This window comes from Mycobacterium sp. IDUB_9 (assembly GCF_055419505.1).
The window spans coordinates 158,306-183,182 of the sequence record NZ_JBVAXU010000004.1 but is presented as its reverse complement, the minus strand read 5'-3'; the positions used below and the strand labels follow the sequence as shown (position 1 = coordinate 183,182).

The 24,877-nt window shown below is 66.8% G+C and carries 25 protein-coding genes, 1 tRNA gene and 1 pseudogene; 13 read left to right on the top strand and 14 right to left on the bottom strand.

The features are described from left to right. Positions 1-182, bottom strand: a pseudogene (locus ACZY08_RS18935) (hypothetical protein); the annotation flags it as partial. 254 nt (positions 183-436) lie between these two features. Continuing rightward, positions 437-4,057, bottom strand: coding sequence for a transcription-repair coupling factor (gene mfd / locus ACZY08_RS18930; protein WP_463746163.1), 3,621 nt, complete (start codon positions 4,055-4,057; stop codon positions 437-439). 68 nt (positions 4,058-4,125) lie between these two features. Between mfd and ACZY08_RS18925 the strand changes: the two genes are divergently transcribed. Together ACZY08_RS18925 and lysA are read left to right on the top strand one after the other, a co-directional pair. After that, complete coding sequence (locus ACZY08_RS18925; RefSeq protein WP_463746162.1) at positions 4,126-4,695, top strand: hypothetical protein; 570 nt, start codon at positions 4,126-4,128, stop codon at positions 4,693-4,695. An 87-nt stretch (positions 4,696-4,782) separates the two neighbouring features. After that, positions 4,783-6,123 carry a diaminopimelate decarboxylase gene (gene lysA, locus ACZY08_RS18920; protein WP_463746161.1) on the top strand — a complete coding sequence of 447 codons (1,341 nt, stop codon included), beginning with the start codon at positions 4,783-4,785 and terminating at the stop codon, positions 6,121-6,123. Positions 6,124-6,130: 7 nt separating this feature from the next. On the opposite strand, the gene ACZY08_RS18915 is transcribed toward lysA, so the two are convergent. From ACZY08_RS18915 to ACZY08_RS18905, 3 genes are all read right to left on the bottom strand, one after another. Next, the gene (locus ACZY08_RS18915) at positions 6,131-6,454 is read right to left on the bottom strand and encodes an ArsR/SmtB family transcription factor (protein ID WP_463746160.1); all 324 of its coding nucleotides are present in this window, start codon (positions 6,452-6,454) and stop codon (positions 6,131-6,133) included. Then, on the bottom strand, positions 6,447-6,896 hold the full coding sequence (locus ACZY08_RS18910; RefSeq protein WP_463746159.1) for an SRPBCC domain-containing protein: 450 nt from the start codon (positions 6,894-6,896) through the stop codon (positions 6,447-6,449). Before ACZY08_RS18910 ends, ACZY08_RS18915 begins: the two co-directional genes overlap by 8 nt. A gap of 85 nt (positions 6,897-6,981) precedes the next feature. Then, a complete protein-coding gene (locus tag ACZY08_RS18905; RefSeq protein ID WP_463746561.1) occupies positions 6,982-7,575 on the bottom strand; it encodes a TetR/AcrR family transcriptional regulator in 594 nt (197 codons plus the stop codon). 85 nt (positions 7,576-7,660) lie between these two features. Between ACZY08_RS18905 and ACZY08_RS18900 the strand changes: the two genes are divergently transcribed. The 8 genes from ACZY08_RS18900 (at position 7,661) to pth (ending at position 13,763) form a co-directional block, all read left to right on the top strand. Further along, positions 7,661-7,732: transfer RNA gene (locus ACZY08_RS18900), tRNA-Gln, on the top strand. Between the two features lie 99 nt (positions 7,733-7,831). Continuing rightward, on the top strand, positions 7,832-9,277 hold the full coding sequence (glmU, locus tag ACZY08_RS18895) for a bifunctional UDP-N-acetylglucosamine diphosphorylase/glucosamine-1-phosphate N-acetyltransferase GlmU (protein ID WP_463746158.1): 1,446 nt from the start codon (positions 7,832-7,834) through the stop codon (positions 9,275-9,277). 202 nt (positions 9,278-9,479) lie between these two features. After that, positions 9,480-10,460, top strand: coding sequence for a ribose-phosphate diphosphokinase (locus ACZY08_RS18890; protein ID WP_463746157.1), 981 nt, complete (start codon positions 9,480-9,482; stop codon positions 10,458-10,460). Then, the gene (gene arsC / locus ACZY08_RS18885; RefSeq protein ID WP_463746156.1) at positions 10,461-10,823 is read left to right on the top strand and encodes an arsenate reductase (glutaredoxin); all 363 of its coding nucleotides are present in this window, start codon (positions 10,461-10,463) and stop codon (positions 10,821-10,823) included. Positions 10,824-10,855: 32 nt separating this feature from the next. Then, entirely contained in the window at positions 10,856-11,464 is a 609-nt protein-coding gene (locus ACZY08_RS18880; protein WP_463746560.1) for an LpqN/LpqT family lipoprotein, read from the top strand. Between the two features lie 27 nt (positions 11,465-11,491). Continuing rightward, entirely contained in the window at positions 11,492-12,364 is an 873-nt protein-coding gene (locus ACZY08_RS18875; RefSeq protein ID WP_463746155.1) for an oxidoreductase, read from the top strand. A gap of 169 nt (positions 12,365-12,533) precedes the next feature. Beyond that, entirely contained in the window at positions 12,534-13,175 is a 642-nt protein-coding gene (locus ACZY08_RS18870; protein WP_463746154.1) for a 50S ribosomal protein L25/general stress protein Ctc, read from the top strand. A 12-nt stretch (positions 13,176-13,187) separates the two neighbouring features. After that, positions 13,188-13,763 (top strand): aminoacyl-tRNA hydrolase, encoded by a 576-nt coding sequence (pth, locus tag ACZY08_RS18865; protein ID WP_463746153.1) that lies wholly within the window; start codon positions 13,188-13,190, stop codon positions 13,761-13,763. A gap of 99 nt (positions 13,764-13,862) precedes the next feature. Here pth and ACZY08_RS18860 read toward each other — a convergent pair whose 3' ends face one another. Together ACZY08_RS18860 and ACZY08_RS18855 are read right to left on the bottom strand one after the other, a co-directional pair. Next, on the bottom strand, positions 13,863-14,948 hold the full coding sequence (locus tag ACZY08_RS18860; protein WP_463746152.1) for a metallophosphoesterase: 1,086 nt from the start codon (positions 14,946-14,948) through the stop codon (positions 13,863-13,865). A gap of 75 nt (positions 14,949-15,023) precedes the next feature. Next, a complete protein-coding gene (locus tag ACZY08_RS18855) occupies positions 15,024-16,058 on the bottom strand; it encodes a 4Fe-4S binding protein (protein ID WP_463746151.1) in 1,035 nt (344 codons plus the stop codon). Between the two features lie 108 nt (positions 16,059-16,166). On the opposite strand from ACZY08_RS18855, the gene ACZY08_RS18850 reads away from it, so the two are divergent. After that, positions 16,167-16,694: a DUF6611 family protein gene (locus ACZY08_RS18850; RefSeq protein ID WP_463746150.1), complete on the top strand. Its 528-nt coding sequence runs from the start codon at positions 16,167-16,169 to the stop codon at positions 16,692-16,694. After that, positions 16,694-16,828, top strand: a complete 135-nt coding sequence (locus ACZY08_RS18845) for a hypothetical protein (RefSeq protein WP_463746149.1) — start codon at positions 16,694-16,696, stop codon at positions 16,826-16,828. Before ACZY08_RS18850 ends, ACZY08_RS18845 begins: the two co-directional genes overlap by 1 nt. Positions 16,829-16,895: 67 nt before the next feature. Here the strand turns inward: ACZY08_RS18845 and ACZY08_RS18840 are convergent, their stop codons facing one another. From ACZY08_RS18840 to ACZY08_RS18825, 4 genes are all read right to left on the bottom strand, one after another. Next, positions 16,896-17,123, bottom strand: a complete 228-nt coding sequence (locus tag ACZY08_RS18840) for a hypothetical protein (RefSeq protein ID WP_463746148.1) — start codon at positions 17,121-17,123, stop codon at positions 16,896-16,898. A gap of 74 nt (positions 17,124-17,197) precedes the next feature. Next, positions 17,198-17,629, bottom strand: coding sequence for a DUF4189 domain-containing protein (locus tag ACZY08_RS18835; RefSeq protein ID WP_463746147.1), 432 nt, complete (start codon positions 17,627-17,629; stop codon positions 17,198-17,200). 249 nt (positions 17,630-17,878) lie between these two features. Further along, complete coding sequence (locus tag ACZY08_RS18830) at positions 17,879-19,513, bottom strand: fatty acyl-AMP ligase (protein WP_463746146.1); 1,635 nt, start codon at positions 19,511-19,513, stop codon at positions 17,879-17,881. Between the two features lie 434 nt (positions 19,514-19,947). After that, positions 19,948-20,916, bottom strand: a complete 969-nt coding sequence (locus tag ACZY08_RS18825; RefSeq protein WP_463746145.1) for a 4-(cytidine 5'-diphospho)-2-C-methyl-D-erythritol kinase — start codon at positions 20,914-20,916, stop codon at positions 19,948-19,950. 55 nt (positions 20,917-20,971) lie between these two features. Between ACZY08_RS18825 and ACZY08_RS18820 the strand changes: the two genes are divergently transcribed. Further along, complete coding sequence (locus ACZY08_RS18820; protein WP_463746144.1) at positions 20,972-21,838, top strand: serine/threonine-protein kinase; 867 nt, start codon at positions 20,972-20,974, stop codon at positions 21,836-21,838. A gap of 57 nt (positions 21,839-21,895) precedes the next feature. Here the strand turns inward: ACZY08_RS18820 and rsmA are convergent, their stop codons facing one another. From rsmA to ACZY08_RS18805, 3 genes are all read right to left on the bottom strand, one after another. Beyond that, complete coding sequence (gene rsmA / locus ACZY08_RS18815; protein ID WP_463746559.1) at positions 21,896-22,804, bottom strand: 16S rRNA (adenine(1518)-N(6)/adenine(1519)-N(6))-dimethyltransferase RsmA; 909 nt, start codon at positions 22,802-22,804, stop codon at positions 21,896-21,898. Beyond that, positions 22,801-23,928, bottom strand: coding sequence for a transglycosylase family protein (locus tag ACZY08_RS18810; RefSeq protein ID WP_463746143.1), 1,128 nt, complete (start codon positions 23,926-23,928; stop codon positions 22,801-22,803). The genes rsmA and ACZY08_RS18810 overlap by 4 nt, the downstream gene beginning before the upstream one ends. Positions 23,929-24,005: 77 nt before the next feature. After that, a complete protein-coding gene (locus tag ACZY08_RS18805; RefSeq protein WP_463746142.1) occupies positions 24,006-24,860 on the bottom strand; it encodes a TatD family hydrolase in 855 nt (284 codons plus the stop codon). Positions 24,861-24,877: the final 17 nt, after the last annotated feature.

The window sequence follows — 24,877 nt, the reverse complement described above, 5'->3', positions numbered from 1 at the left end:
GGAACATTCACGCCCGGCACGTTCACATTCGGCGTACCCATGTTGGGTACCGCCGGCCCGGGCACCGGAGGCGGCGGGGGCACAGTTGGAACGGCCTGCGCGAGGCCTGTACCCAGGCCCAACGCGCCCAGTCCCAGTGCACCGGCCATCGTTGTGGTTGCTGCCAACTTCTTGTAGTTCATGGTCACTCCTTCGCCTTGCGTCACCACGACGAGTCGCCAATAGACGGCAGTCGCGTGATGTTCGGTTTGGGAAATTGCATGTCCGCCCTTTGGCCGACGATTTGCCGCCTCTTGCACAGACGACCATGCAATATCTTGACCCCCCGCATATATGTCGGACCTGCGCACCGAGGCGTTAACAGCGGTTGGACGATTCAGCCGGCGTGACTGTCCAAAAATGCGGTGTCACCAGGCGATCAGCCCGAAGAAAAAAATTACAGATTCGCGGTGATGTCGACGCTGCCCTCGGTCTGTCCGTTGATCACCAGCACCAGACCGGCCACCATTCGGACAATGTCGAGGTCGCGGATCCGGGGCGAGCCGATGCCGTCACTTTCACGCGGGATGGGCACCTGGACCACCGAGGTGGTGGCCCGATAGTGCGCGCCCGGGTACATCCGCTTGAGCCGCAACTGCGCGGAATCGGGAAGCACCACCGGTGACAGCTTGATGGTCGACGCCGACACCGCGCCGATCTCGGTGATGCCGTACTCCCGGCACAACAGCCGCAGCCGCGCGACCGCGACCAGGCGCCGCGCCGGCTCGGGCAGGGGGCCGTAGCGGTCGACCAGTTCTTCAACCACCGAGTCGACGGCACCGGAATCGGTGGCCGCGGCCAGCCGTCGGTAACCCTCCAACCGCAACCGGTCACTGCCGATGTACTCCGGCGGCAGGTGCGCATCGACCGGCAGATCGACCCGCACCTCTTTCGGTTCCTCTGCTGTGGCAACGGTTTTCCCGTCAGCCGCAGCCCGGTAGGCCTCCACCGCTTCGCCGACCAAACGCACATAGAGATCGAAACCCACCCCGGCCACGTGACCGGACTGCTCGGCGCCCAGTACGTTGCCCGCGCCGCGGATCTCCAGGTCCTTCATCGCCACGGCCATACCGGCACCCAGCTCATTGTTCTGGGCGATGGTGGCCAACCGGTCGTAGGCGGTCTCGGTCAGCGGGGAATTGGGCGGGTAGAGCATGTAAGCGTATCCGCGTTCGCGGCTGCGGCCCACCCGGCCACGCAGCTGATGGAGCTGCGACAACCCGAAGGTGTCGGCTCGTTCGACGATCAGCGTGTTGGCGTTGGAGATGTCCAGGCCGGTCTCGACGATCGTGGTGCACACCAGGATGTCGTATTCACGGTTCCAGAAGCCCTCGACGGTCTTCTCCAGCGTCTCCTCGTTCATCTGTCCATGGGCGACGACGACCCGGGCTTCGGGCACCATTTGACGAATGCGCGCCGCAGCCTGGTCAATGGTGCGTACCCGGTTGTGGATGTAGAAGACCTGCCCGTCCCGCAGCAGCTCACGCCGCAACGCCGCGGCCACCTGCTTGTCGTCCTGCGGGCCGACGTAGGTCAGCACCGGATAGCGCTCCTCGGGCGGGGTGAGAATCGTCGACATCTCGCGGATGCCGGCCAGGCTCATCTCCAGGGTGCGCGGGATCGGCGTGGCGCTCATGGTGAGCACGTCGACGTGGGTGCGCATCGACTTGATGTGTTCTTTGTGTTCGACGCCGAACCGCTGCTCCTCGTCAACGATGATGAGGCCCAGGTCTTTCCAGGTCACACCCGTCTGCAACAGCCGGTGCGTCCCGATCACCACGTCGACCGATCCGTCGGCCATCCCCTCCAGGGTGGCCCGTGACTCGGCCGGATCGGTGAACCGCGACAGCCCCTTGACCGTCACCGGGAAACCCGCCATCCGGTTGGTGAAGGTCTGCAGATGCTGGTCGGCCAGCAGCGTCGTCGGCACCAGAACCGCGACCTGCTTACCGTCCTGCACGGCCTTGAATGCCGCCCGCACCGCGATCTCGGTCTTGCCGTAACCCACGTCGCCACAGATCACCCGGTCCATCGGAACCGGCTTCTCCATATCGGATTTGACCTCGGTGATCGCGGTCATCTGGTCAATGGTCTCGGTGAAGCCGAACGCATCCTCCATCTCGTTCTGCCACGGAGTGTCGGGGCCGAACGCGTGACCCGGTGCGGACTGTCGCTTGGCGTACAGCGCGACCAGCTCACTGGCGATCTCACGAACGGCCTTGCGCGCCTTGGTTTTCGTGTTGGCCCAGTCGCTGCCGCCGAGTTTGGACAGCGATGGCGCCTCGCCACCGACATAACGCGACAGCTGATCCAGCGAATCCATCGGCACATACAACCGATCCGATCCGCCACCGCGTTTCGAGGATGCGTACTCCAGCACCAGGTATTCGCGGCGGGCGCCGCCGACCACCCGTTCGGTCATCTCGACGAATTTGCCGATGCCGTGCTGATCGTGGACCACCAGATCCCCGGCGGTCAGCGCCAACGGATCGACGACGTTGCGGCGTTTGGCCGCAAGCCTTTTGCCTTCCGAGGCCGTCACCCGGTTGCCGGTCAGGTCCGTCTCGGTGATGATGACGAGGTTCGCCCCGGGCAGGATCACGCCCTCGTGCAGGGGCCCCTTCAGCACCCCGACCACGCCGGGCTTGGGGGCCGCTCCGGGTTCCAACATCGCTGCGGGCGTATCGGATTCGCCGAGCTGCTCCACCACGCGGTGGGCGGTACCGGTACCCGGGGTGACCACCGCGGCATACCCGCCGGTGGCCACGTGAGCCCGCAGCATCGCGAAGATCTCTTCGAGACTCTGCTGACTGCGGGCCGACGGAGACTGCCGCAGATCGAGCTCGCTGGCCTTGCCGTCAGGCAGCTGGCTCAGCGTCCACCACGGGTGACCACCGGCGACGGCGTCCTGGTGCGCCTGCTCGAACGGGACGAATCCGGATGCGCCCAGCGCCTCGACGTCGATCGGCGCATCGCCACCGACCGCGGCCACCGACCAGGAGGCCTCCAGGAACTCCCGCCCGGTCTTGATCAGATCGGCGGCCCGGGTCCGCACCTTCTCCGGGTCGCACAGCAGCACCGGGGCGCCCTCGGGCAGATGGTGCGTCAGCGTCGTGGGCTGCACCGGATGCAGCAGCGGCAGCAGCGCCTCCATCCCGTCGACCGGAATGCCCTCGGCGAGCTTGGCCAGCATGTCGGGCACGCTGCCCGGCACGCTGTTCTCGTGGGTGGGGTGCTCCTGGGCGAGCACCGCGGCACGCTCGCGCACATCGGGGGTCATCAACAGTTCGCGGCACGGCACGGCAACCACGTTCTGCACCGGGATCTCGGGGATCGAACGCTGATCGGCGATCGAGAACATCCGCATCTCGGAGATCTCGTCGCCCCAGAACTCGACGCGGACCGGATGCTCGGCCGTGGGCGGGAAGATGTCGAGGATGCCACCGCGCACGGCGAACTCCCCGCGTTTGCCGACCATGTCGACGCGGGTGTAGGCCAGGTCGACCAGGTTGGCGACGACGCTCTGGAACTCGGCCTCCGCACCGACGGTGAGAGTGACCGGTTCGGTACTCACCACATCGGGGGCCATCGGCTGCAGCAGCGAACGCGTGGTGGTGACGATCACCCGAAGCGGCGGGCCGAGCAGCTCGTCCTCCGGGTGGGCCAGCCGGCGCAACAGCAACAACCGGGCGGCCACCGTCTCGACACCTGGGGACAACCGCTCGTGCGGCAGCGTCTCCCAGGACGGGAACAGCGCGACCGCATCGCCGAGCACGCCGCGCAGCTCGGCGGTCAGATCGTCGGCCTCGCGGCCGGTGGCGGCGACCACCAGCAACGGGCCCTGCTGGGCCAGTCCGGCAGCCACCAGCACGCGGGCGCTGGGCGGCCCGACGAGCGAGAGATCGACGGGCCGGTCGGCGGCGCGGCGAAGCACGTCCTGCAGGGACGGATCGGTCAATGCCAGCTCGACGAGACCCGCGATCGGGGTCTGGACATGGTTGTGCCCCGGTGCGGTCATGATGAGGGCCATTCTACGGGGCGGGGAATTCGGCTCCGCCCCGATCTCTGCGGGGCGATCATGGACCGATGAAGCGTTGGGCGGCGGCGCTCGCGGTGGTGCTGACGGTGGCGCTCGCGATGATCTGGCTGACCAATCGGGAGACATCGCAGTCCACCCACGAGGCCATACCGACGCACCTAGGACCGGACGGTATCCCCGACTTCGCCGCCTACCCCGCCGTCGATCCGGCGCAGTACGTCCTGCGCGAGGGCCAGGGATTTCCGGTTCAGGGGTTCCGCACCCCCGACGGCTTCGTCTGCATGACCACCCAGCACCGCGCGATGTACGCCCTGGACTGCCGTGGGCCCTTCGTCGGTGCGCCCAACGATGCCAACCTGGCGCACCTGTTCAGTTACGGCACCACCAACGGCGCGATTCCGATGACCTTCACCCACACCGACACGCCACTCAGCCCGGTCGACGGCCTCACCGAGGACGAGGCGCCGATGCTGCCCGCCGGCCAACGGTTCGAGGCGGGCAACGCCACGTGCGTCCACACCGACGACATCCGGCTGGCCTGCCGGATGGCCGACCCCGTCAAGGGCAACGGGTTCATCGCCACCAGCACAGAGACGCGGTCGTTCGGCCGGAGTTAGGCCTGAGACCGTCAAGATTGAACCCGCCGGCGTCAAGGGATCGTCAAGCCCGCTGACAGCCCAGCCGCCGCGGTCCACGTTGAAGTCATGACCCTGCTGGACATCCTGCCTTCACTTCGCGGCGCCACCCGACCGCGGCTCGACCCGAACATCTGGCCGCTGACCACCGGCGTCGACGAGCAGGGCCGGATCACCGTCGGCCGGGTGGCCTTGACCGACATCGCCGACGAGTACCGCACCCCGGCCTATGTGCTGGACGAGACCGATTTTCGGACCCGTGCCCGGCGCTACCGGGCCGCCCTCGGCCAAACCGAGGTGGTCTACGCCGGAAAGTCGCTGTTGACCACGGCGGTCGCACGCTGGGCTGCCGAGGAAGGCCTGGGGGTGGATGTGTGTTCGGCAGTCGAGCTGGCGACGGCTTTGGCCGGCGGCGTCGACCCGAAGCGCATCGCGCTGCACGGCAACGCGAAGTCGTGCGACGAGCTGCGTGATGCGATCGACGTCGGGGTGGGCCGGATCGTGATCGACTGCCCGATGGAGATCACCTACCTGGCCGGGCTGGTGCGCCGGCCCCAGCAGGTGCTGATCCGGGTCACCCCCGACATCGACATCCACGGGCATCGAGCGGTCACCACGGGTGTGACCGATCAGAAGTTCGGCTTCGCGCTGGCCGATCGCCGGGCCGCCCGCGCCGCCGCCCGCATTCTGGCCACCCCCAACCTCGATCTGGTTGGGCTGCACTGCCATATCGGTTCGCAGATCACCGATCCCGCCCCCTACGGCGAGGCTGTGCACCGGTTGATCGGCGCGATGGCCGACATCCGCGCTGAACACGGCGTGTTGCTGACCGAGCTCAACATCGGTGGCGGGCACGGGGTTCCGTATGTCCGTGGGGACGCAGCCCTCGACACCGGCGCGTTCGCCGCCGTCGTCGACGACGCACTGACCACAGCGTGCGCTGCGGAGCGGTTTCCACGGCCGCGTCTGGTCGTCGAACCCGGCCGGGCCATCAGCGCCCGGGCCGGGGTGACGCTGTACCGGGTACACGGCGTGAAGTCCCAGCCCGGCGGCCGCACCTTCGTCGCGGTCGACGGCGGTATGAGCGACAACCCGCGGGTATCGCTCTACGGCGCGAAATACACTGTGGCCGTGGCGAATCGTCACGCGCTGGGGCCGACGATGGTGGCCACGGTGGTGGGCCGGCACTGCGAGGCGGGCGACGAGATCGTCCACGACGTCGAACTGCCCGCCGATATCCACGCCGGCGACCTGCTGGCCGTCGCCTGCACCGGGGCCTACCAACACAGCATGGCCTCGACCTACAACATGGTGGGCCGCCCACCCGTGGTGGCGGTGCGCGACGGCACGTCACGGGTGTTGGTGCGGCGGGAGACGACGGCGGACCTCCTATCGCGGGATGTGGGCTGACGGACCGTCAGCTTTCCCGCTCCACAGCGTCCTTGATCCTGGCAAGCCGGCGTTCCCAACCCGCGGCGATGCCGTCGAGCCGCCGCGCCACCTCACTGAGCCGAGCCCCCACCGCCTCGTACCTGATCTCTCTCCCGACCCGGGTGGCCGCCACCAGGCCGACATCGGTGAGCACTTTCAGATGTTTGGCGATGGCCTGGCGGCTGATCGGGAGTTCCTCGGCCAGGGACGACGCAGACGCGGGCCGACGGCCGAGGGCAACCAGAACCTGCCACCGGCTGTCGTCGGCAAGCGCAGCGAAAACCTGTACCGGCGAGGCATTTTCATGCATCGGCGGCGGCCCCCACCAGATGCTTCTGGGCGATGCCCAGCTCGACGGACCAGCCTCCACTGTGATCGTCGAACCGGGAGCGGCGGTTGGCCTCGGGCTCGTCGAGCGAGGCGAACCCGCTCTCGACGACCCGCAGCACCACGCCGGACGATGCCGGGGTGATCCAGAACTCCACGAGGGTGGATGAGCTGTCGAGGTCATCGGCGTCGATGTGCCACCGGAACGCCGCATAGCGCGGCTCGTCGAGTGTCACGGTTCGCAACGCGAACCTGCCATGCGTGGGGTCGGTGACGATGGCGACGTCGCCGTCACGCTCGATGCGGTGTTCGGTGATCCGTTCTTCGTTGATGTACCAACCTGGTTCGCTCACCAGGTCCCAGACGCGTTGTGCCGGTGCGTCGATGGTGATCTCGCGCTCGATGCGGTCGTAGTCGGTGGTCATGTGGGTGTTCCTTCCTGACGGGATTGTTGCAACCCAAGGGTTGCACATAACCACCCGATGCTGCAACCCATGGGTTGCAGTTGACCTACTCGTCGTGCAGGACCGGATCGGACTCCAGGTGGGTCAGGCCGTTCCACATCAGGTTGACCACATGGGCGGCCACCACTTCTTTCTTGGGCTCGCGCACGTCGAGCCACCACTGCGCCGTCATCGACACCGAACCGACCAGTGCCTGGGCATAAAGCGGCGCCAAGTCGGGGTCGAGCCCGCGTCGGGAGAAGTCCCCGGCCAGTATCGACGAGACCTGATTGACCGCATCGTTGAGCAACGTCGAATACGTGCCCGAGGTGATCGCGGCCGGCGAGTCCCGGATCAGGATCCGAAAGCCGTCGGTGCGTTCCTCGACATAGGTCAGCAGGGCCAACGCCACCCGTTCGACCCGCACCCGCGACCGGTTGTTGGTCAGCGACGAGGTGATGCCGTCCAGTAGGGCCGACATCTCCCGGTCGACGACGACGGCGTACAGGCCTTCCTTGCCGCCGAAGTGCTCGTAGACCACCGGTTTGGAGACGTTGGCGCGCTGGGCGATCTCCTCGATGGAGGTGCCCTCATATCCCCGTTCGGCAAACAGCGACTTGGCGATCTCGATGAGCTGTTGTCGTCGTTCGCTGCCGGTCATCCGGGCCCGGGGGGCCCGCACTTCCTTCTCGGGTGCTGCCACGTATATCAGGCTAGACCGTTCGACTAGAGTCTCTCCCGGACATTCCGTCGTGGTGTAATCGGCAGCACCTCTGATTTTGGTTCAGATAGTTCAGGTTCGAGTCCTGGCGACGGAGCAATCGGTGATGGCGAGCGTGCGCAAAATGCGCGCTTGCGACGGCGTGTCTCGAGCAGACGCGAACGTTCGCGGAATGGACGCGGAGAGAGGGGCACCTGTGTCGACCACCCAGGCCGCAGTCGTCGTACTGGCAGCAGGGGCCGGGACCCGAATGCGCTCGGACACCCCGAAGGTGCTGCACACGCTGGCGGGCCGCAGCATGCTCAGCCACGCGGTACACACCGTGGCCAACGCCGCCGCCCAACATCTGGTGGTCGTCCTCGGCCACGACCGTGAACGCATCGCACCCGCCGTCGGCGAACTCGCCGACAAGCTGGGCCGCACCATCGACGTCGCCATCCAAGACCAGCAGCTGGGCACCGGACACGCCGTGGCCTGCGGCCTGAGCTCACTACCCGACGAATTCGCCGGCACGGTCGTGGTGACCTCCGGAGATGTCCCACTGCTCGACGCCGCCACCCTGGCCGGTCTCATCGAAACGCACAGCGCTGCGACGGCCGCCGCCACGGTGCTCACCACCACCGTGCCCGACCCCACGGGTTACGGCCGCATCCTGCGCACCCAGGACAACGAAGTCATCGGCATCGTCGAGCAGGCCGACGCCACCGAATCGCAGCGGGCCATCCGCGAGGTCAACGCCGGGGTGTACGCCTTCGACATCGCGGACCTGCGCTCGGCGCTGAGCCGGTTGAGCTCGAACAACGCACAGCAGGAGCTGTACCTCACCGACGTGATCGCGATCGTGCGCCAGGACGGCCGGACCGTGCGGGCCATGCACGTCGACGACAGCGCGCTGGTCGCCGGCGTCAACGACCGGGTGCAGCTCGCCGATCTCGGTGCCGAACTAAACCGGCGGATCGTGGCCGATCACCAGCGTGCCGGCGTCACGATCGTCGACCCGGCCACCACCTGGATCGACGTCGACGTGACCATCGGCCGCGACACCGTCGTCCGCCCCGGCACCCAACTTCTCGGCACCACCGAGATCGGCGCCGGCTGTGAGATCGGTCCGGACTCCACGCTGAATGACGTCGAGGTGGGGGACGGCGCATCGGTGGTGCGTACGCACGGCCAGCTCGCCGTGATCGGTGCAGGCGCAACCGTCGGCCCGTTCACCTATCTGCGGCCAGGCACCGTCCTCGGGGCCAAGTCCAAGCTCGGCGCGTTCGTCGAGACCAAGAACTCCACCATCGGCACCGGCACCAAGGTGCCGCACCTGACCTACGTCGGCGACGCCGACATCGGCGATCACAGCAATATCGGCGCGTCCAGCGTGTTCGTCAACTACGACGGCGAGACCAAGAACCGCACCACCGTCGGCTCTCATGTGCGCACCGGGTCCGACACCATGTTCATCGCTCCGGTCACCGTCGGGGATGGCGCCTACACCGGCGCGGGCACCGTGCTGCGCGACGACGTCCCGCCCGGCGCGCTGGCCGTCTCGGACAACGCCCAACGCACCATCGAGGGCTGGGTGGAGCGCAAGCGTCCGGGCTCAGCCGCCGCGGAAGCCGCACGCAAAGCCCAGGACGAAGAGGCTTAGCCAGCGGCCGGTGGACAACCGGTAGTACCGAGGATTGCGGTCAATATCGAGCAGCAATCCTCGATGCTGATGGCTATCGGCTGCGACGCAAGCACGACTGAACCGACGTTTCGTGTTGGCAATCTGGTAACCCGGCTACGAACCACCAGAAACGCTACGTACGATTGCCCCGTATCGATCCCCAACCGCGAAGGCAGCCATAGTGGCCACGGACTGGACCGACAATCGAAAAAACCTGATGCTGTTCTCGGGGCGTGCGCACCCCGAGCTGGCGGAGCAGGTCGCCAAGGAACTCGACATCGAGGTGACCGCACAGACCGCCCGGGACTTTGCCAACGGCGAGATCTTCGTCCGGTTCGACGAGTCTGTACGCGGCTGCGACGCGTTCGTCCTGCAGAGTCATCCGGCGCCGCTCAACCAGTGGCTCATGGAACAGCTCATCATGATCGACGCACTCAAGCGGGGTAGCGCCAAGCGGATCACCGCGGTCCTGCCGTTCTACCCCTATGCGCGTCAGGACAAGAAGCACCGCGGCCGTGAGCCCATCTCGGCCCGCCTGGTCGCCGACCTGCTCAAGACCGCGGGCGCCGACCGCATCGTCTCGGTCGACCTGCACACCGACCAGATCCAGGGCTTTTTCGACGGCCCCGTGGACCACATGCGGGCGCAGTCGCTGCTATGCGGCTACATCGGCGATAAGTACGCCGACTCCGACGTGGTCGTGGTGTCGCCGGACTCCGGCCGTGTGCGCGTGGCCGAGAAATGGGCCGACGCGCTCGGCGGCGTCCCGCTGGCCTTCATCCACAAGACCCGTGACCCGCTGGTGCCCAACCAGGTCAAGGCCAACCGCGTCGTCGGCGAGGTCGCGGGCAAGACCTGCATCCTGACCGACGACATGATCGACACCGGCGGCACCATCGCCGGCGCGGTCAAGCTGCTGCGTGAGGACGGCGCCAAGGACGTGATCATCGCCGCCACCCACGGCGTGCTGTCCGATCCGGCCGCCCAGCGCCTGGCCGACTGCGGAGCCCGTGAGGTGATCGTCACCAACACGCTGCCGATCACCGACGACAAGAAGTTCCCGCAGCTGACCGTGCTGTCCATCGCACCGCTGCTGGCCAGCACCATCCGCGCGGTGTTCGACAACGGTTCGGTCACCGGACTGTTCGACGGGTCGGCCTAGATGGCTGCATCCGATGGGCGGCCCGCCGCCGTCATCTACCACAACCCCAAATGCTCCACCTCCCGCAAGACGCTGGATCTGTTGCGCGAGAACGGGATCGAACCTGAGGTTGTGCAGTATCTGAAGACGCCGCCGACGCGTGATGACATCGCCGCGCTGATCAAAGCCGCAGGAATCGACGTCCGCACGGCCGTGCGCAAGCGTGAATCCCTGTACGCCGAACTGGGTTTGGCCGATGCCTCCGACGACGAACTGCTCGATGCGATGGCCGCGAACCCGATCCTGATCGAGCGCCCGTTCGTCGTCACCGACAAGGGCACCCGGTTGGCCCGGCCGATCGATTCGGTGCGCGAGATTCTGTGAAGCGGCTGCTCGCCACGGCCGGCGCACTGGCGATGCTGGTCACCGGTTGCGGCGCCGAAACGCCTGACTACAAGTCGATCTGGACGACGAGTTCGACCCCTCCGCCCGCCCCTGCGGACAATCAGCCGGTGCCGCTCTGGCAGTACCTGGAGGACTCCGGTGTCGTCGGCGAGCCCATCGCGCCCGAGAAGATCCCGCATCTGACGGTGACCATGCCGAGCCCACCGGGGTGGCATCCGTACAACAATCCGAACCTGGCCCCGGGTACCCGGATGATCGCCAAAGGTGACACCTACCCCACCGCGATGATGCTCGCGTTCGCCTTGCACGGTGATTTCGACGTGCCCAAGGCCCTGAAGGACCACGGCTACGCCGACGCTCAGCTGTCGCAGAACTTCAAGCAGCTCAACGCATCCACCGCGGACTGGAAGGGCTTCCCGTCGGCGATGATCGAGGGCAGCTACGACCTCAACGACAAGCGCATGCAGAGCTACAACCGCGTGATCATCGCCAACGACGGGCTGCAGCCCCCGCAGCGTTATCTCATCCAGCTGACCGTCACGACCTACGCCGACGAAGCTGCAGCACAGGGTCCCGACATCGAATCGATCATCGCGGGCTTCAACGTCGCCAAGAAGTGATCGAGAGCCACCCGTAGGGTGGTCAACATGAGTGGATGGACCAGCGCCGACCTGCCCTCGTTTTCCGGCCGCAGGGTGATCGTCACCGGCGCCAACAGCGGGCTGGGGCTCGTCACCGCGCGTGAGCTCGCCCGCGTCGGCGCCAAGGTCACCGTTGCGGTCCGCAACCTGGAGAAGGGCACCGCAGCGGCCGAGACGATGACCGGTGGCATCGTCGAGGTACGCAAGCTCGATTTGCAGGACCTGGCCTCGGTACACGAGTTCGCCGACACCGTCGAGAGCGTCGACGTGCTGGTCAACAACGCCGGCATCATGGCGGTCCCGCTGAGCCGGACCGCCGACGGCTTCGAGAGCCAGATCGGCACCAATCACCTGGGTCATTTCGCCCTGACCAACCTGCTCCTGCCCAAGATCACCGATCGGGTGGTCTCGGTGTCGTCGTTGCTGCACTGGATGGGGAAGATCAGCCTGCACGATCTGAACTGGAAATCCCGGCCGTACTCGGCGTGGCTGGCCTATGGGCAGTCCAAGCTGGCCAACCTGATGTTCACCTCCGAGTTGCAGCGCCGGCTGACGGCCTCGGGCTCGCAGGTACGCGCACTGGCCGCCCACCCCGGCTATTCGGCCACCAACCTGCAAGGTCAGACGGGAAACAAGTTCGGCGAGCGGATGATGGCGACCGCCAACCGGGTGTTCGCCAGCGAGCCGTCGTTCGGCGCCCGTCAGACGCTGTTCGCCGTGTCCCAGGACCTGCCCGGAGACAGCTTCATCGGGCCGCGGTTCGGCCAGTTCGGCCCCAGCCAGCCCGTCGGGCGCAGCCCGCTGGCCCGTCGCGTGGACACCCAGAAGGCGCTCTGGGAGCTGTCCGAAGAGCTCACCAAGACCACGTATCCGCTGTAGGTCTCCCGGTCCGATTTTCGGCGGCGCCTCGGTCTTTGCTACCCTGACCTGGCGTCACGGCGAGGGTGGACCTTTTGGACCACCGTTATCGGCGGGAACTACTTCAAGTGTTGTGACCCTGCCGTGCTGACGATCTGACCGCAGTACCGCAATAGAGGAGCAACACGAAATGGCCAAGAACGCCCCCAACAAGCTGACCGCCGCCGTGCGTACCCGCACCGGCAAGGGCGCGTCGCGCCAGGCCCGCCGCGACGGCAAGGTGCCCACCGTGCTCTACGGCCACGGCACCGAGCCCCAGCACCTGGAGATCAACGCCCGCGACTTCGCCGCCGTGCTGCGCCACGCCGGCACCAACGCGGTGCTGACCCTCGACGTCGAAGGCACCGAGAAGCTCGCGCTGACCAAGGCCCTGGACATTCACCCCATCCGCCGCAACATCCAGCACGCCGACCTGCTCGTGGTGCGCCGCGGCGAGAAGGTCACCGTCGAGGTCACCGTGGTTCTCGAGGGCGACGCCGTCCCGGGCACCCTGGTCACCCAGGAGACCAACACCATCGAGATCGAGGTCGACGCGATGTCGATCCCCGAGCACCTCACCGTGTCGATCGAGGGCATCGAGGCCGGCACCCAGATTCTGGCCGGCCAGGTCAGCCTGGAAGCCGGTGTTTCGCTGGTTTCGGACCCCGAACTGCTGGTCGCCAACATCGTCGAGGCCCCGAGCGCCGAGGACCTCGAGGCCGAAGGCGGCGGCGAGGCTGCCGAGGCCCCGGCCGAGGAGCCGGCGGCCGAGGCTGCCGAAGCCTCCGAGTAAGCAACCCTCTCGATGGCCGAGCCGCTGCTGGTGGTGGGCCTGGGTAATCCCGGGCCCGCCTACGCCAAGACCCGGCACAATGTCGGGTTCATGGTGGCCGATGTGCTGGCCACCCGCATCGGCTCGGCCTTCAAGGTGCACAAGAAGTCCGGCGCCGAGGTGATCACCGGCCGGCTCGCAGGAGCCCCGGTGATACTGGCCAAACCTCGGTGCTACATGAACGAGTCCGGCCGTCAGGTCGGTCCGTTGGCCAAGTTCTATTCGGTGCCGCCGGGCCGGCTCGTGGTCATCCACGACGAGCTCGACATCGACTTCGGCCGGATCCGGCTCAAGGTCGGCGGCGGCGAGGGCGGCCACAACGGGCTGCGTTCGATTGCATCAGCCCTGGGCAGCAAGGACTTTCAGCGGGTCCGTATCGGGGTGGGACGCCCTCCGGGTCGTAAGGACCCGGCCGCGTTCGTGCTGGAGGCGTTCACCGCCGCCGAACGCACCGAGCTGCCGACGATCTGTGAACAGGCCGCCGATGCCACCGAGCTGTTGATCGCCCAGGGCCTGGAGCCGGCGCAGAACACCGTCCACGCCTGGTAATCCCCCTGTCGCCACCTCTGCGCGAGCAGACGCAAAACTGTCCTATTTCATGCGAAAAGGGGCAGTTTTATGTCTGCACGCGGGGGGAATCGCCTCCCGCTACCAACTGAACGGCCGGTCGAGGGTGAGCGTGCGCTCCGCCGGTGCATACCAACCCTGGGGCGCGTGCTGGCCGGTGTGCAGATAGCACTGCACCCGCACCTGCCGGCTGCCTGGGCGAAACGTCAGCAGCCGGCTGATCGGCAGGGTCGTGATCGGCATGTGATGGCGGCTCAGTGACGCCACGTTCATGAAATAGGTTCCACCCCAAGCCTGCTCGATATGGGTTTTCCCGCCGTGGGAATCGTCGGGGTTGGTGTGGGTATGCCCGGCCAGCCACAGCGCCACCGCACCCGGATGCTCGGTGAGATATCGCTCGAACGCCCCGGAATCCGGCTTGCCGCCAACCCAGTACAGGTAGGACGCGCCCTGCGGAGTCCCCTCCGGAAAGGGACGATGGTAGTGCTCGTAGAGTTTCCCGTCCGGACCCCGGCGCACTCCCTCCCACTCCCCTGACGCCACCGTGGTGTCCTTGAGCACGTAGTGGTGCACGGTGATGATGGTCGAATCATGGTTCTGCTCAACCATGTTCGCCCACCACTGAAATGTCTCGGCGGAGACCACGCCACCGGGGTTGCCGCCGAGCGTGCCCCGGCCCACATCCTGCGACGGTTCGTTGCGGTCGCTGAGCATCAGGAAGAGCAGGTTGCCCACCCGGAACGAGTACCGTTCCCAGGTCCCGGTAACCGGATACCGCCGGGCCCCGGCGTCGACGCCGGACTGTTCGGTGTGCGCGCCCAGCGGGTCGATCCACTTCTGCCACCACCAGGCGTCGGGTTCGGAAAGCCCACTGCGGTCATGATTTCCGCACACCGAATACACGTCCTCGCGTCGATGCTTGCGCATTGCGGAGAGTTGCCGGCGAACTTCCTGCCCCTCGGCGTCGTCGGGCAGGCTGTGATGCGCCCCGGACATGTCCCCGACGTCGACGGCGAGGTCCCAGTCGAACGGCGGGCCACCCTCGGCGCCACCGAATTCCGACTGCCGGATAGCGTCGGCCAGGCTCTCCCGGCCGAACTGCTTGTCGGTTCCGACGTGGGCATCGCCGAACGCCCAAAGCCGAAAGTCATCCTGCTGTGTCGCCATCGTCGCGAAACACTAGCCATCGCGGGGCGACTCGGTCCGGCATTGCGCTCAGGATGATTCGATTCCAGCCTCCGGTCAGACCCCCCGGATTCCGCTGTCGACTACTTTCACCGACTTGTGCGGAAACCGCTTCTCGGCGTGGGCCTTGGCCGCCGAGTTCGGCAGCACGTACAGCGTTTCCCGCTTGTCCTGCAAGGGTTTGAGCACCCGGTCCATGAACTCCTTGCGGTCATCGAGGTAGGGCTCGATCACGTCCTCCCCCGCCGGGCACACCGCCAGGCAGTAGGCCGCCTTGTAGTTGGCCTTGAACGACAGGCTCTGCCACATCGAGGCATTTTCCGAATCGCTGACCCGGGACCGGAATTCATCGGCGTCGCTGCTGTCGGCGATGGTCTGTGCCCAGTCGGTGAAACCACCCATGAACTCGCGGTAGTTGTGCACCGAGCAGGCGACGAAGTCGAACTCGCCGTCCTTCCCGATGGCCCCGACCGGGCAGGCCGCCACGCACAGCTTGCATTCCAGACATGGCGAATAGTCCAGTGGCTCACCGTAACTGCTGATGGGTGTGCCCACCATGATGGTCGCCAGCAAGATGAAGTTGCCGAATCTCGGGTGGATCACATTGCGATGGATGCCCATCACACCCAGTCCCGAAGCCACCGCGACCGGCTTGTGCGCCACCACCCAGATCCGCCCGGGATATCTGTCCATCTCCATGGGGAATGTTGCCGACGGGTTCACCGCACGGTGGCCGGCGTCCTCCAGCGCCCGGGTGATCCGGTGGGCGGCCTCGTTGATGATCTCGCCGCTGCGGTGGAACTCCTGGTTGGCCACACTGCGGGTGGACGAGCGCACGTTGTCGCGGTTCATCTTCACCACCAGCGAGATGTAACTGCGCACCCCTGGCAGCGCTGCTTCGACGTGTTCGCGCTCGGAGGCCAGGTCGGGGTTGTCCACGCTGGCGAACGCGACGTCGTCGGCACCGGCATCGAGACACAACTGCCGCAGCCAGTCCGCATCGACCACGTCGGGAACCGCCGTATCGGCGCGGGCGCGTACTGCACGCACCGTCGGATGTTCGGCCAGGCGGGGCGAAAGCTTCGGGTTCATCGTGCTGAGTATAGCGAGCTATACCTAGGGTGCAAGGATCCGCCCGCCGGTCGTAAAGAAACCGTTCAGGCCAGGTGCGACCGTGCGCGCAGCGGGTACACCCGAGATATGGACGGCATCCGGCTACTCACCCCGCTCCTCGACGGCTCCCGGCAGTGGGGCTGCGTGCAGGTCCGGCCCGGCCGTTTCGGCATCACCTACTACCGACTGGTGGTCTATCCGCCCGGTCTGAGCACCCCGGAGCGCCGCCTGGTGCGGTTGGCCCGGGGCTGGCCGTTGTGGGGCATGCTCGTGTGGCTGTTGTGCCAGCTGTGGCTGGGCGGGCAGATGTCGCCCTGGCCGGCGTTCGGCGCGTCCACTGCGGTCTTCCTGGCCACCGGGGCCATCGCACTCGGCCTGTCCGGCGGTGCGTTCCACCGAGTTCGGACACTGTGCGCGACCACGATGGCCGGATGTGACGATCCGGGATCCCAGGTGGCCTGCGAGCGCCTCGTCGCGCTCGCGGCGACACTCCTGCAGGCCGATGAACGCCGCGACCGCGGTGAACTCACCGCCGTGGACCACGAGCTGATCTGGTGGCAGGTGTACAACCGGATGGACGCGCACCACGGCGCAAATACCAAGCAGGCCAGCTGATGTCGGACATGCTCGAGGTGGTGTCGATGATGGCGGCGCCGGTCGCGGTCCTGTTGACGTTGCGCGGCTACGTCATTCGGCAGAACCGGGTCGCCGACGCGGCCGAGCGCATCGCACGCTCGACGACTCCCTGACAACCACGAGCGGGCGCGTCACGAATGACACGCCCGCTCACGGATGTTCGGTTCTACGAGAAAATTGCTAGCGGCGACGGCCGGGCATCCCGAGCCACGGGAACACCGGGATGTTGGCAGGCGGCGCCGTTGTTCCGGGCCTCGCCTTGATGGACGTGCTGCCGTTGGTCGTGCAGATCGTCTTGGTGGCCGTGTCCTGACAGGTCGGCCGGGCTGACGCCATGGGCGCCGAAATCACCGATGCTGCAGCCAAACCCACCAACACGACGGCGAACTTACCGCGACCTTTCATCATGTCCTTCCCCTTCCGGGCTACGACCGCGATACCAGAATGGTCATGCGCTGAACGCGCCGGCATGCGCTCGCTCATCAGGGGCAGGCCGATACAACGACGTGGGAATCCGCATCGAGCGGGGTGTTGTTTGCCGCCGCCCGGTCGAACGCATCCTGGCGGGCAGCCTCCACCGTCGCCCCTGCTCCACCGGCCACCGCATGGTTGCTGGGGCTGGCCACGGACACGATGCAGAGGTTGTCGTTGGTCACCTCGTCAGCGGTGCATTCCACGCCACCGGCGCTCTGGCAGGCCGCGATCACCGCTGCGGAAGCCTCTTCACTGGTGTCGCCCGTCGCAGTGAAACCAGCCAGACTGTCGACGAATTCGCCGGTGCCAACGGCCGCAAATATGTCTTCGGGGTCTTCAACGTAGCCGCCGGGACCACCCGCCCACGCGGTGCCCGCGGTAATCCCGGCAGCGATAACGCCCGCGCCGAGGATCGCCGAAACCCATCGGGATTTGACCATGCCGGTCCTCTCGTCAAATTAGTTTCGGCGTCAGAATACACAGGTAACACTCAGTTCACCTGCGGTCCAACAAATGTTGGTATGTCGTTCTACGGCGAATGGAAGCGCGAATTGGAAGTCGGCACGCGTCGCGTTGCGGCAGAACACAACCCGACGGGTTTCATCTCCCCAGGCTGCGAGCGTGCGCAAAATGCTGCCCGCGAGCGGCATGTCGCGCAGCAGACACGCACGCTCGCGGTGAAAAAGGACCTAGGTGACCAGGGAAACCGAGTTGGCGCGACGCAGCTTGCCCGACGGGGTCTTCGGGATGCTGCCGGGCCCGAGCACCACGACATTGCGCGGACGCATATCGACCTCGGAGACCACCTCGTGGGCCACCTGGTGCTCGATCCGGCGTACCTCGGCCGGATCCTGCCAGGCGTTGGACTCCACGGCGACGGCGAAGGTCTCCCGCGAGTGCCCGGCGTCCAGGCGCACGGCGACGGCGCAGCCGGGGCGCACACCTTCCACTCGGCCCGCCGCGCGTTCAATGTCCGTCGGGTAGATGTTGCGCCCGGCCATGATGATCACGTCCTTGACGCGACCGCACACGATCACGTTGCCCTCTTCGGTGATGTAGCCGAGGTCGCCGGTGTCGTACCAGCCGTGCTCGTCCTGAGCCGGCAGAAAGCCGCCCATGGTGAGGTAGCCGGGCGTCAGCGATTCGCCGCGGAGCTCGATGACGCCGACACCGCGGGCCAGCATGACGTCGCCGTGCTCGTCGACGACGCGGGCCTCAAGGTCCTGCAGCAGCGGGCCGAGCGATGCCAGCCGGCGGGTGTTGCCCTTGGTGGCGGGCACGGCTTGACGCAGCGCGGCCAGCAGATCGGCGTCGACCTCGTCGACCACCAGGCCGGCGCCGCACGGAGAGAACGACACCGCCAGGCACGTCTCGGCCATGCCGTAGGCCGGCAGGATCGCGTGCGGGTCCAGACCGAACGGTTTGCCCGCGTCGAGCAGGTCCTCGACGTCGGCCGGCTCCACAGGCTCGGCGCCCGACAGCGCGAACCGCAGCGTGGACAGGTCGAAATCGCCGGGCTTGGCTTGGCGGCGCAACCGCTTCGCGAACAGCGCGTAGGCGAAGTTGGGCGCCGCGGTCATGGTGCCCTTGTACTTGTCGATGAGCTTGGCCCACAGCAGGGTGTCGCGCAGGAAGTCCATCGGCGTGACCTTGACGAGCTCGGCGCCGAAGTACATCGGGATGGTCAGGAAGCCGACCATGCCCATGTCATGGAAGCAGGGCAGCCAGCTGACCATGACGTCCTTGTCGACGTCGTACTGCGCGCCGACGAACATCGCCTCTGCGTTGGAGTGGATGTTGCGGTGCGTGATCTGCACTGCCTTCGGAGATCCGGTAGACCCCGACGTCAGCTGCATCAGCGCCAGATCGTCCTCGCCGGTTTCCACCGGGTCGATCGGGTCGGCGGCCAACAGGTCGGAGACCTTGACCACTTTGATGCCCTTTTCCTCCAGCACCGGGATGGCAACCAGGAACGGCTCGGAGACGATGACGGCGTCCGCCTCGATCATGCCGATCACGTTCATGGTGTCCTCGGCCCACACCGCCAGGTCGGTGCGCGGGGTCGGCTGGTGAAGCATCGTCAGGCTCGCGCCGCGCATCCACACGCCCTGCGCGGTCGGCGCGATCTCGACGGGGAAGCCGGCCAGCACGCCGACGGCGTCACCGTGACCGATGCCCGCGGCGGCCAGACCGCCCGCGATGCACCGGGCCCGCTCGTGAACCTCACCCCAGGTGTGGCGAACCGGCTCATGCGGCTCACCAGTCACCATGCCGCGCTTGCTCTCATGAGCATTGCGGAACATCTTCTCGGTGAATCTGCTCACGACGACCTCCTTGGGTTCCGCGGCCCCGGCACCGACGACAGTGCGCCAGGTGCAGTTGCCCGGTTATCCATGCTCCGCCCGGTGTACACCGCTTTTGGGTAGGCGCGCGCACACGATTGGGGAGCAGTTATGTCTCGAAAAGGTGATGCCCCAGAACCGGGTGTACGTCTGGGCGACCACCCACCGTCGTGGACGGCGGGCGCACAAGTCGCATCCGATGCAAGATCGCTAGCATTCACCGTCGATCATCTTAAGAGACCCTTAAGTAACTGCCAAACCCTCGCGTTAATTGAGGCCTGCGTCACATTCTCAGGCCGACGCCAGTTTGGACTGCGCCGTTTTCCACTCAGGGGTTGTTCCGGCACAAAGTTCGCGACCCTGGCGTCGAAAACGGCGGGGTGACGGCGGAGCAGCCTGACGGCCTGACCCGCCCGTCAGGCCGACGTCGACGGCTCCGGAACAACCCGGGCCCCGCTGACCGGACCGCTGGCCACCCGCACCGTCCGACACACACCGGCCCCGGCAAGTTCAGCACCCACGTCCACCGCAGAGGTCGACGACGAGCACAGGAACGCACACGTCGGGCCCGAACCGGACACGATGCCGGCCAAGGCGCCGGCCTCCACGCCGGCGCGCAATGTCCGGCGCAGATCCGGGTACAGGCTCAGCGCGGCCGGCTGCAGGTCATTGGCCAGCAGCGCGGCCAGTTCGGCCGGATCGCCGGAAGCCAGCGCGGCCAGCACGGGCTCGGGCTCCTCGGCCCGCGGCGGGCCCCCCGTCGAGGCATCTGCGCGCAGCCGATCCAGCTCGCCGAACACCTTCGGGGTGGACAGGCCCTTGTGTGCGAACGCCAGCACCCAGTGGAAGGTGCTGCGGGCCAGCACCGTGGCCAGCTCCTCACCGCGGCCGGTGCCCAGCGCAGTGCCGCCGTGCAGCGCGAACGGGACGTCACTGCCCAGCCGAGCCGCCAACGCGTGCAGATCCCGCCGGGGCACCCCGAGCTCCCACAGCGTGTTCATGGCCACCAGCACCGCGGCCGCGTCGGCGCTACCCCCGGCCATGCCACCGGCCACCGGAATCGACTTGTCGAGGCTGATCGCCACGTCCGGCGACCGGCCCACATGCTCGGCCAGCAGTTCGGCCGCGCGCCAGGCCAGGTTGCGCTCGTCGGTGGGCACCGACTCCACGCCCTCACCCGCGATCGTGAGCGACAGCATGTCGGCATTGCGCACCGTCACCTCATCCAGCAACGACACGGCATGGAACACCGTGGTCAGGTCGTGGTAGCCGTCGTCGCGCACATCACCGACGGCCAGGTACAGGTTCACCTTGCCGGGGACGCGTACGGTCACCGAACCGGTGGGAACCCACTCGGACGCGGTACTGCCGTCGGAAGCTGACACGGCCACGACACTATCGCCGCCCACCCCCGGTTGTCGGTGAACTTAGGCTGAGACGGTGCCCTCACCCGAGGTGGAAATAGCGGGATACACCGCGGCGAAAGTCGTGGGGACCGGCGGCTCCTCCGTCGTATATCAGGCACGCGACCCCGACGGGTCCATCGTCGCGCTCAAGATTCTCGATGATCGGCACCGCCGGCCCGCCCAACTGGACCGGCTGCAACGCGAGTTCGACTTCGCCCGTCAGCTCACCCATCCGCACATCGTCACGGTGTACGCGGCGGGCCCGGGCTGGCTGGCGATGGAGTTCCTCGACGGCGGCACGGTGAACAACCTGCCCGGCATCCCCGAGCGGCTCACCGCGCTGACCCAGATCGCCGGGGCACTCGATCTCGCTCACCGTCGCGGCATCGTGCACTGCGACGTCAAACCCGCCAATATCCTTGTCGATGACCCTTTTTCGAGAGCGGTGCTGATCGACTTCGGGGTGGCCCACTCGATGGCCGCGGACGTGGCCGCCAAGCTGGCCCAGGACCGGCATGTCCGGATGAGCCTCGACCCGGCCCGGCGCATCACCCGCCAGGCACCCCGACCGCATCCGGATATCCAAGCGTCACTGCCCTATTCGGCACCCGAGCTACTCAGTGGCCGGACGCCGGTGGCGGCGACGGACCAGTACGCGCTGGCCTGTACGACGGTTGAGCTGCTGACCGGATCACCGCCGTTCTCCGCGGACACCGCGATAGCCCTGATCGATCACCAGCTGTACAGCCGGCCGCCACGAATATCGCAGCGGTGCAACTGGATTCCACCCTCGGCAGACTCGATCATCGCCAGGGCGATGGCCAAGGAACCGGACCGGCGACACGACTCGTGTTCGGAGTTCGTCGGCCTGATCACCGAGGCGCTCACACCCCCGATGTGAAGAAGATCGCGAGATTATCGAACAATCTCGCGATCTTCTTCACATTGAGGACAAACCCTAGGCCTGCTGTGTCGCCTCGACTTCGGCCGCAGCGGCCTCGCCCTCGGCTTCCTTGGCCCGCTGCAGGAGCCGGACGAAGTCGGCGATGCCGAGGGTCTCGCCACGGCGCGACGGGTCGATGCTTGCGGCCAGCAGCCGCTCGGCCGACTCGTTGCCCGAACCCGCCCAATCCGCGAACGCGTTACGAGAGGTCTTGCGCCGTTGCGCGAATCCGATGTCGATGAGCTTGAACACCTCATCGCGGAACTCGGCGTCCGTCGGCCACGGCGATGTCTCGTACCGGTCGATGCGGACCAGCCCGGAGTACACCCGCGGGATGGGCCAGAACACCGTCGGCGACACCATCCCGTGCCTGCGCACGTTTCCGTAGAAACGCGCCTTGGCACTGGGGACGCCGTAGTCCTTGCCACCGGGATCGGCCGCCAGGCGCTCGGCCACCTCGGCCTGCACCATGACCATCACCGTCCGGATCGACGGGAACTCGGCCAACAGGTGCAGCAGTGCGGGCACCGCCACGTTGTACGGCAGGTTCGCCACGAGCGCGGTCGGCTGATCGGTCAGATCAGACGGCATCAGCGTCAGGATGTCCTGGTTGATCACCGTGAGCCGGTTGATCTCGCTGTGGGAATGATCGGCGACGGTGGCCGGCAATTGCTTGGCCAGCACCGGGTCGATCTCCACTGCGGTCACCCTGGCACCGCGGTCCAACAGGGGCAGAGTCAGCGACCCGAGACCGGGTCCGACTTCGAGCACATGGTCGTTCCGGTGGATCCCGGAAGCCGACACGATGCGCCGAACGGTGTTGGCATCATGAACGAAGTTCTGGCCAAAGGCCTTGCGTGGTCGAAAGTCGATTTCTTTCGCCAAGCGTCGTATCTCGGTCCGCCCGAGCAGTCGAATAGTCAGCGCGCCCCAATCCTCCCACTACACACTGGCCAAGCTCCCCAACCTTGCCGGGCCTGCGTCACCGTAGCAATCGCAATCTGCTCTTCTCTTGTCGCCAGATCGGCTCTCGGAGCATACCGCAGACCGCCCTGTCGCTCCCAGGTGTTTTGGTCGAATTGGACCCCGCCAAAAAATCCGTTACCAGTGTTAATCGCCCAGTTACCTCCGGCTTCGCACTGCGAAAGCGCGTCCCAGGCAGAGCCGTTGGTCACCGGCGGAACTTCGGTGCCGGGCTTTGCTCCGACCCTCAGCACGCCGTCGCGCGCCGGATCGATCACGACATTGGCTACTGGCAGCCTGCCGGTCTCCACACCGTTCACCTTGGCCACCGCATAGGTCACGTCCTGAGTACCCGGCGCACCCGGGTCCTCGACGACCTTGCGGCTCATGTTCATGGAGGCGTCTTCGATGCGCTTGTTGCCCGGGGCCAGCGCGACCCGCTCGGTGACCTTCTCGATGCGCATGCGGGTCACCTGAACCTGCATACCCTCGGTGACCGGGGTCGATGCGGCCGGAACGACCGTGTCGTTCTGCTCCAGCGGGCTCCCCGCCGCGGCCAGCAGTCCGGCCACGTTCGGGGCGGCCAGGTGCACCGTCTGCACGTTGCCGCCGTCGTCGATCCGGACCGTCTTGGCGCTCACCACGGGCAGCGCCATGCCACCCAGCGGCACCCTGCTGCCGCGGGACGCAGCGGCCGGCGCCTTGTCGGTCATCTTCAGCTGCGCCAGGGCCTCGTCGACGGTCGAGGCGGTGGTCCACACCTGCTTGCTGTCGTTGCCGTCCAACGACAGCTCCAGCGGCCTGCTGCGGCGCAGAACGATGGTGTCGGCCTGGTGCACGGACTCGTCGGCCGAGGGGTAAAGATCATCGCGATCGCCAACCGAGAAACCGTTCTCCTCGACCACATCGATCACCCGCGACTTCATCGTCGTCACGGTCAACGGCGCGCCGTCGACGCTCAGCGTGACGGTCTTGTGCGACTCGACTGCGTACCCGCCCGCCGCGGTGAGCGTGACGAGAAGGGCTCCGACCACGCCACGAAGCAGCGGCGATCGGGATTCATGAAGTTTGTTCAGCGCGTCCATATACCCGCATTTCGGCTCGGACGGCATAGATCACCGCCGGCGGTTGAGGTTTGATCACAAGACGGTAACGAACAGGCCTACTCTCGGCAACTCCCGTTAATTCCGTACACCCGCGCCGCAGTGGCTGCGGTCTCGGACGCGACCTCTTGGGCGGGCCGGTCCAGCAACTCTGCGAGTGCCCGCACAGTGTATGGCAGGCAGTACGGCTCGTTCGGCGCTCCGCGGAACGGATGCGGTGTCAGAAACGGCGCGTCGGTCTCGACCAACAGCTGGCCCGGCGGGATCAACCGCGCAGCTTCCCGCAGTTCAGCGGCATTGCGGAAGCTGACCGTGCCGGAAAGGCTGAGCACCCAGCCGGCATCGACACAGGTGTGAGCCATCTCAGGTCCCGACGAAAAACAGTGGAAGATCACTGTCTCCGGCGCCCCCTCGGCGCGCAGCACGTCGAGCACCTCGGTGTCGGCGTCCCGGTTGTGGATCATCAACGGCTTGCCCGTGCGCTTGGCCAGATCGATGTGCCACGCGAAGCCCTCGCGCTGCTCGGCCGGCGTCGCGCAGCCGTCCAGCCGGCCCGGCCAGTAGAGGTCCATCCCGGTCTCCCCCACCGCCACCACGCGCGGATGGGCGGCCAGCCGCTCCAACTCGGCCCTGGCCGCGTCGTCGAGCGCGTTGGCCCGGGTGGGATGCAACGCCACCGCCCCGTAGACCCGCTCGTCTGCCTCGATGGCCGTGGTCACCCAGCGTGCGGAGTCCATGTCGTCGGCGATGGTGACCGCCTGGCCCACCCCGACGGCGGCCGCCCGATCCATGATCGCGCGAACGTCCTCGGCGGTCTGCGCGCCGCAGGCGTCGAGGTGCGTATGCGCATCCACCAGCGGAGCCAACGGCTCCGGCGCCGGCGGCTTCTCCCTGGCTGAGCGTTTCGAACCCACCGCAACACAATAAGGTG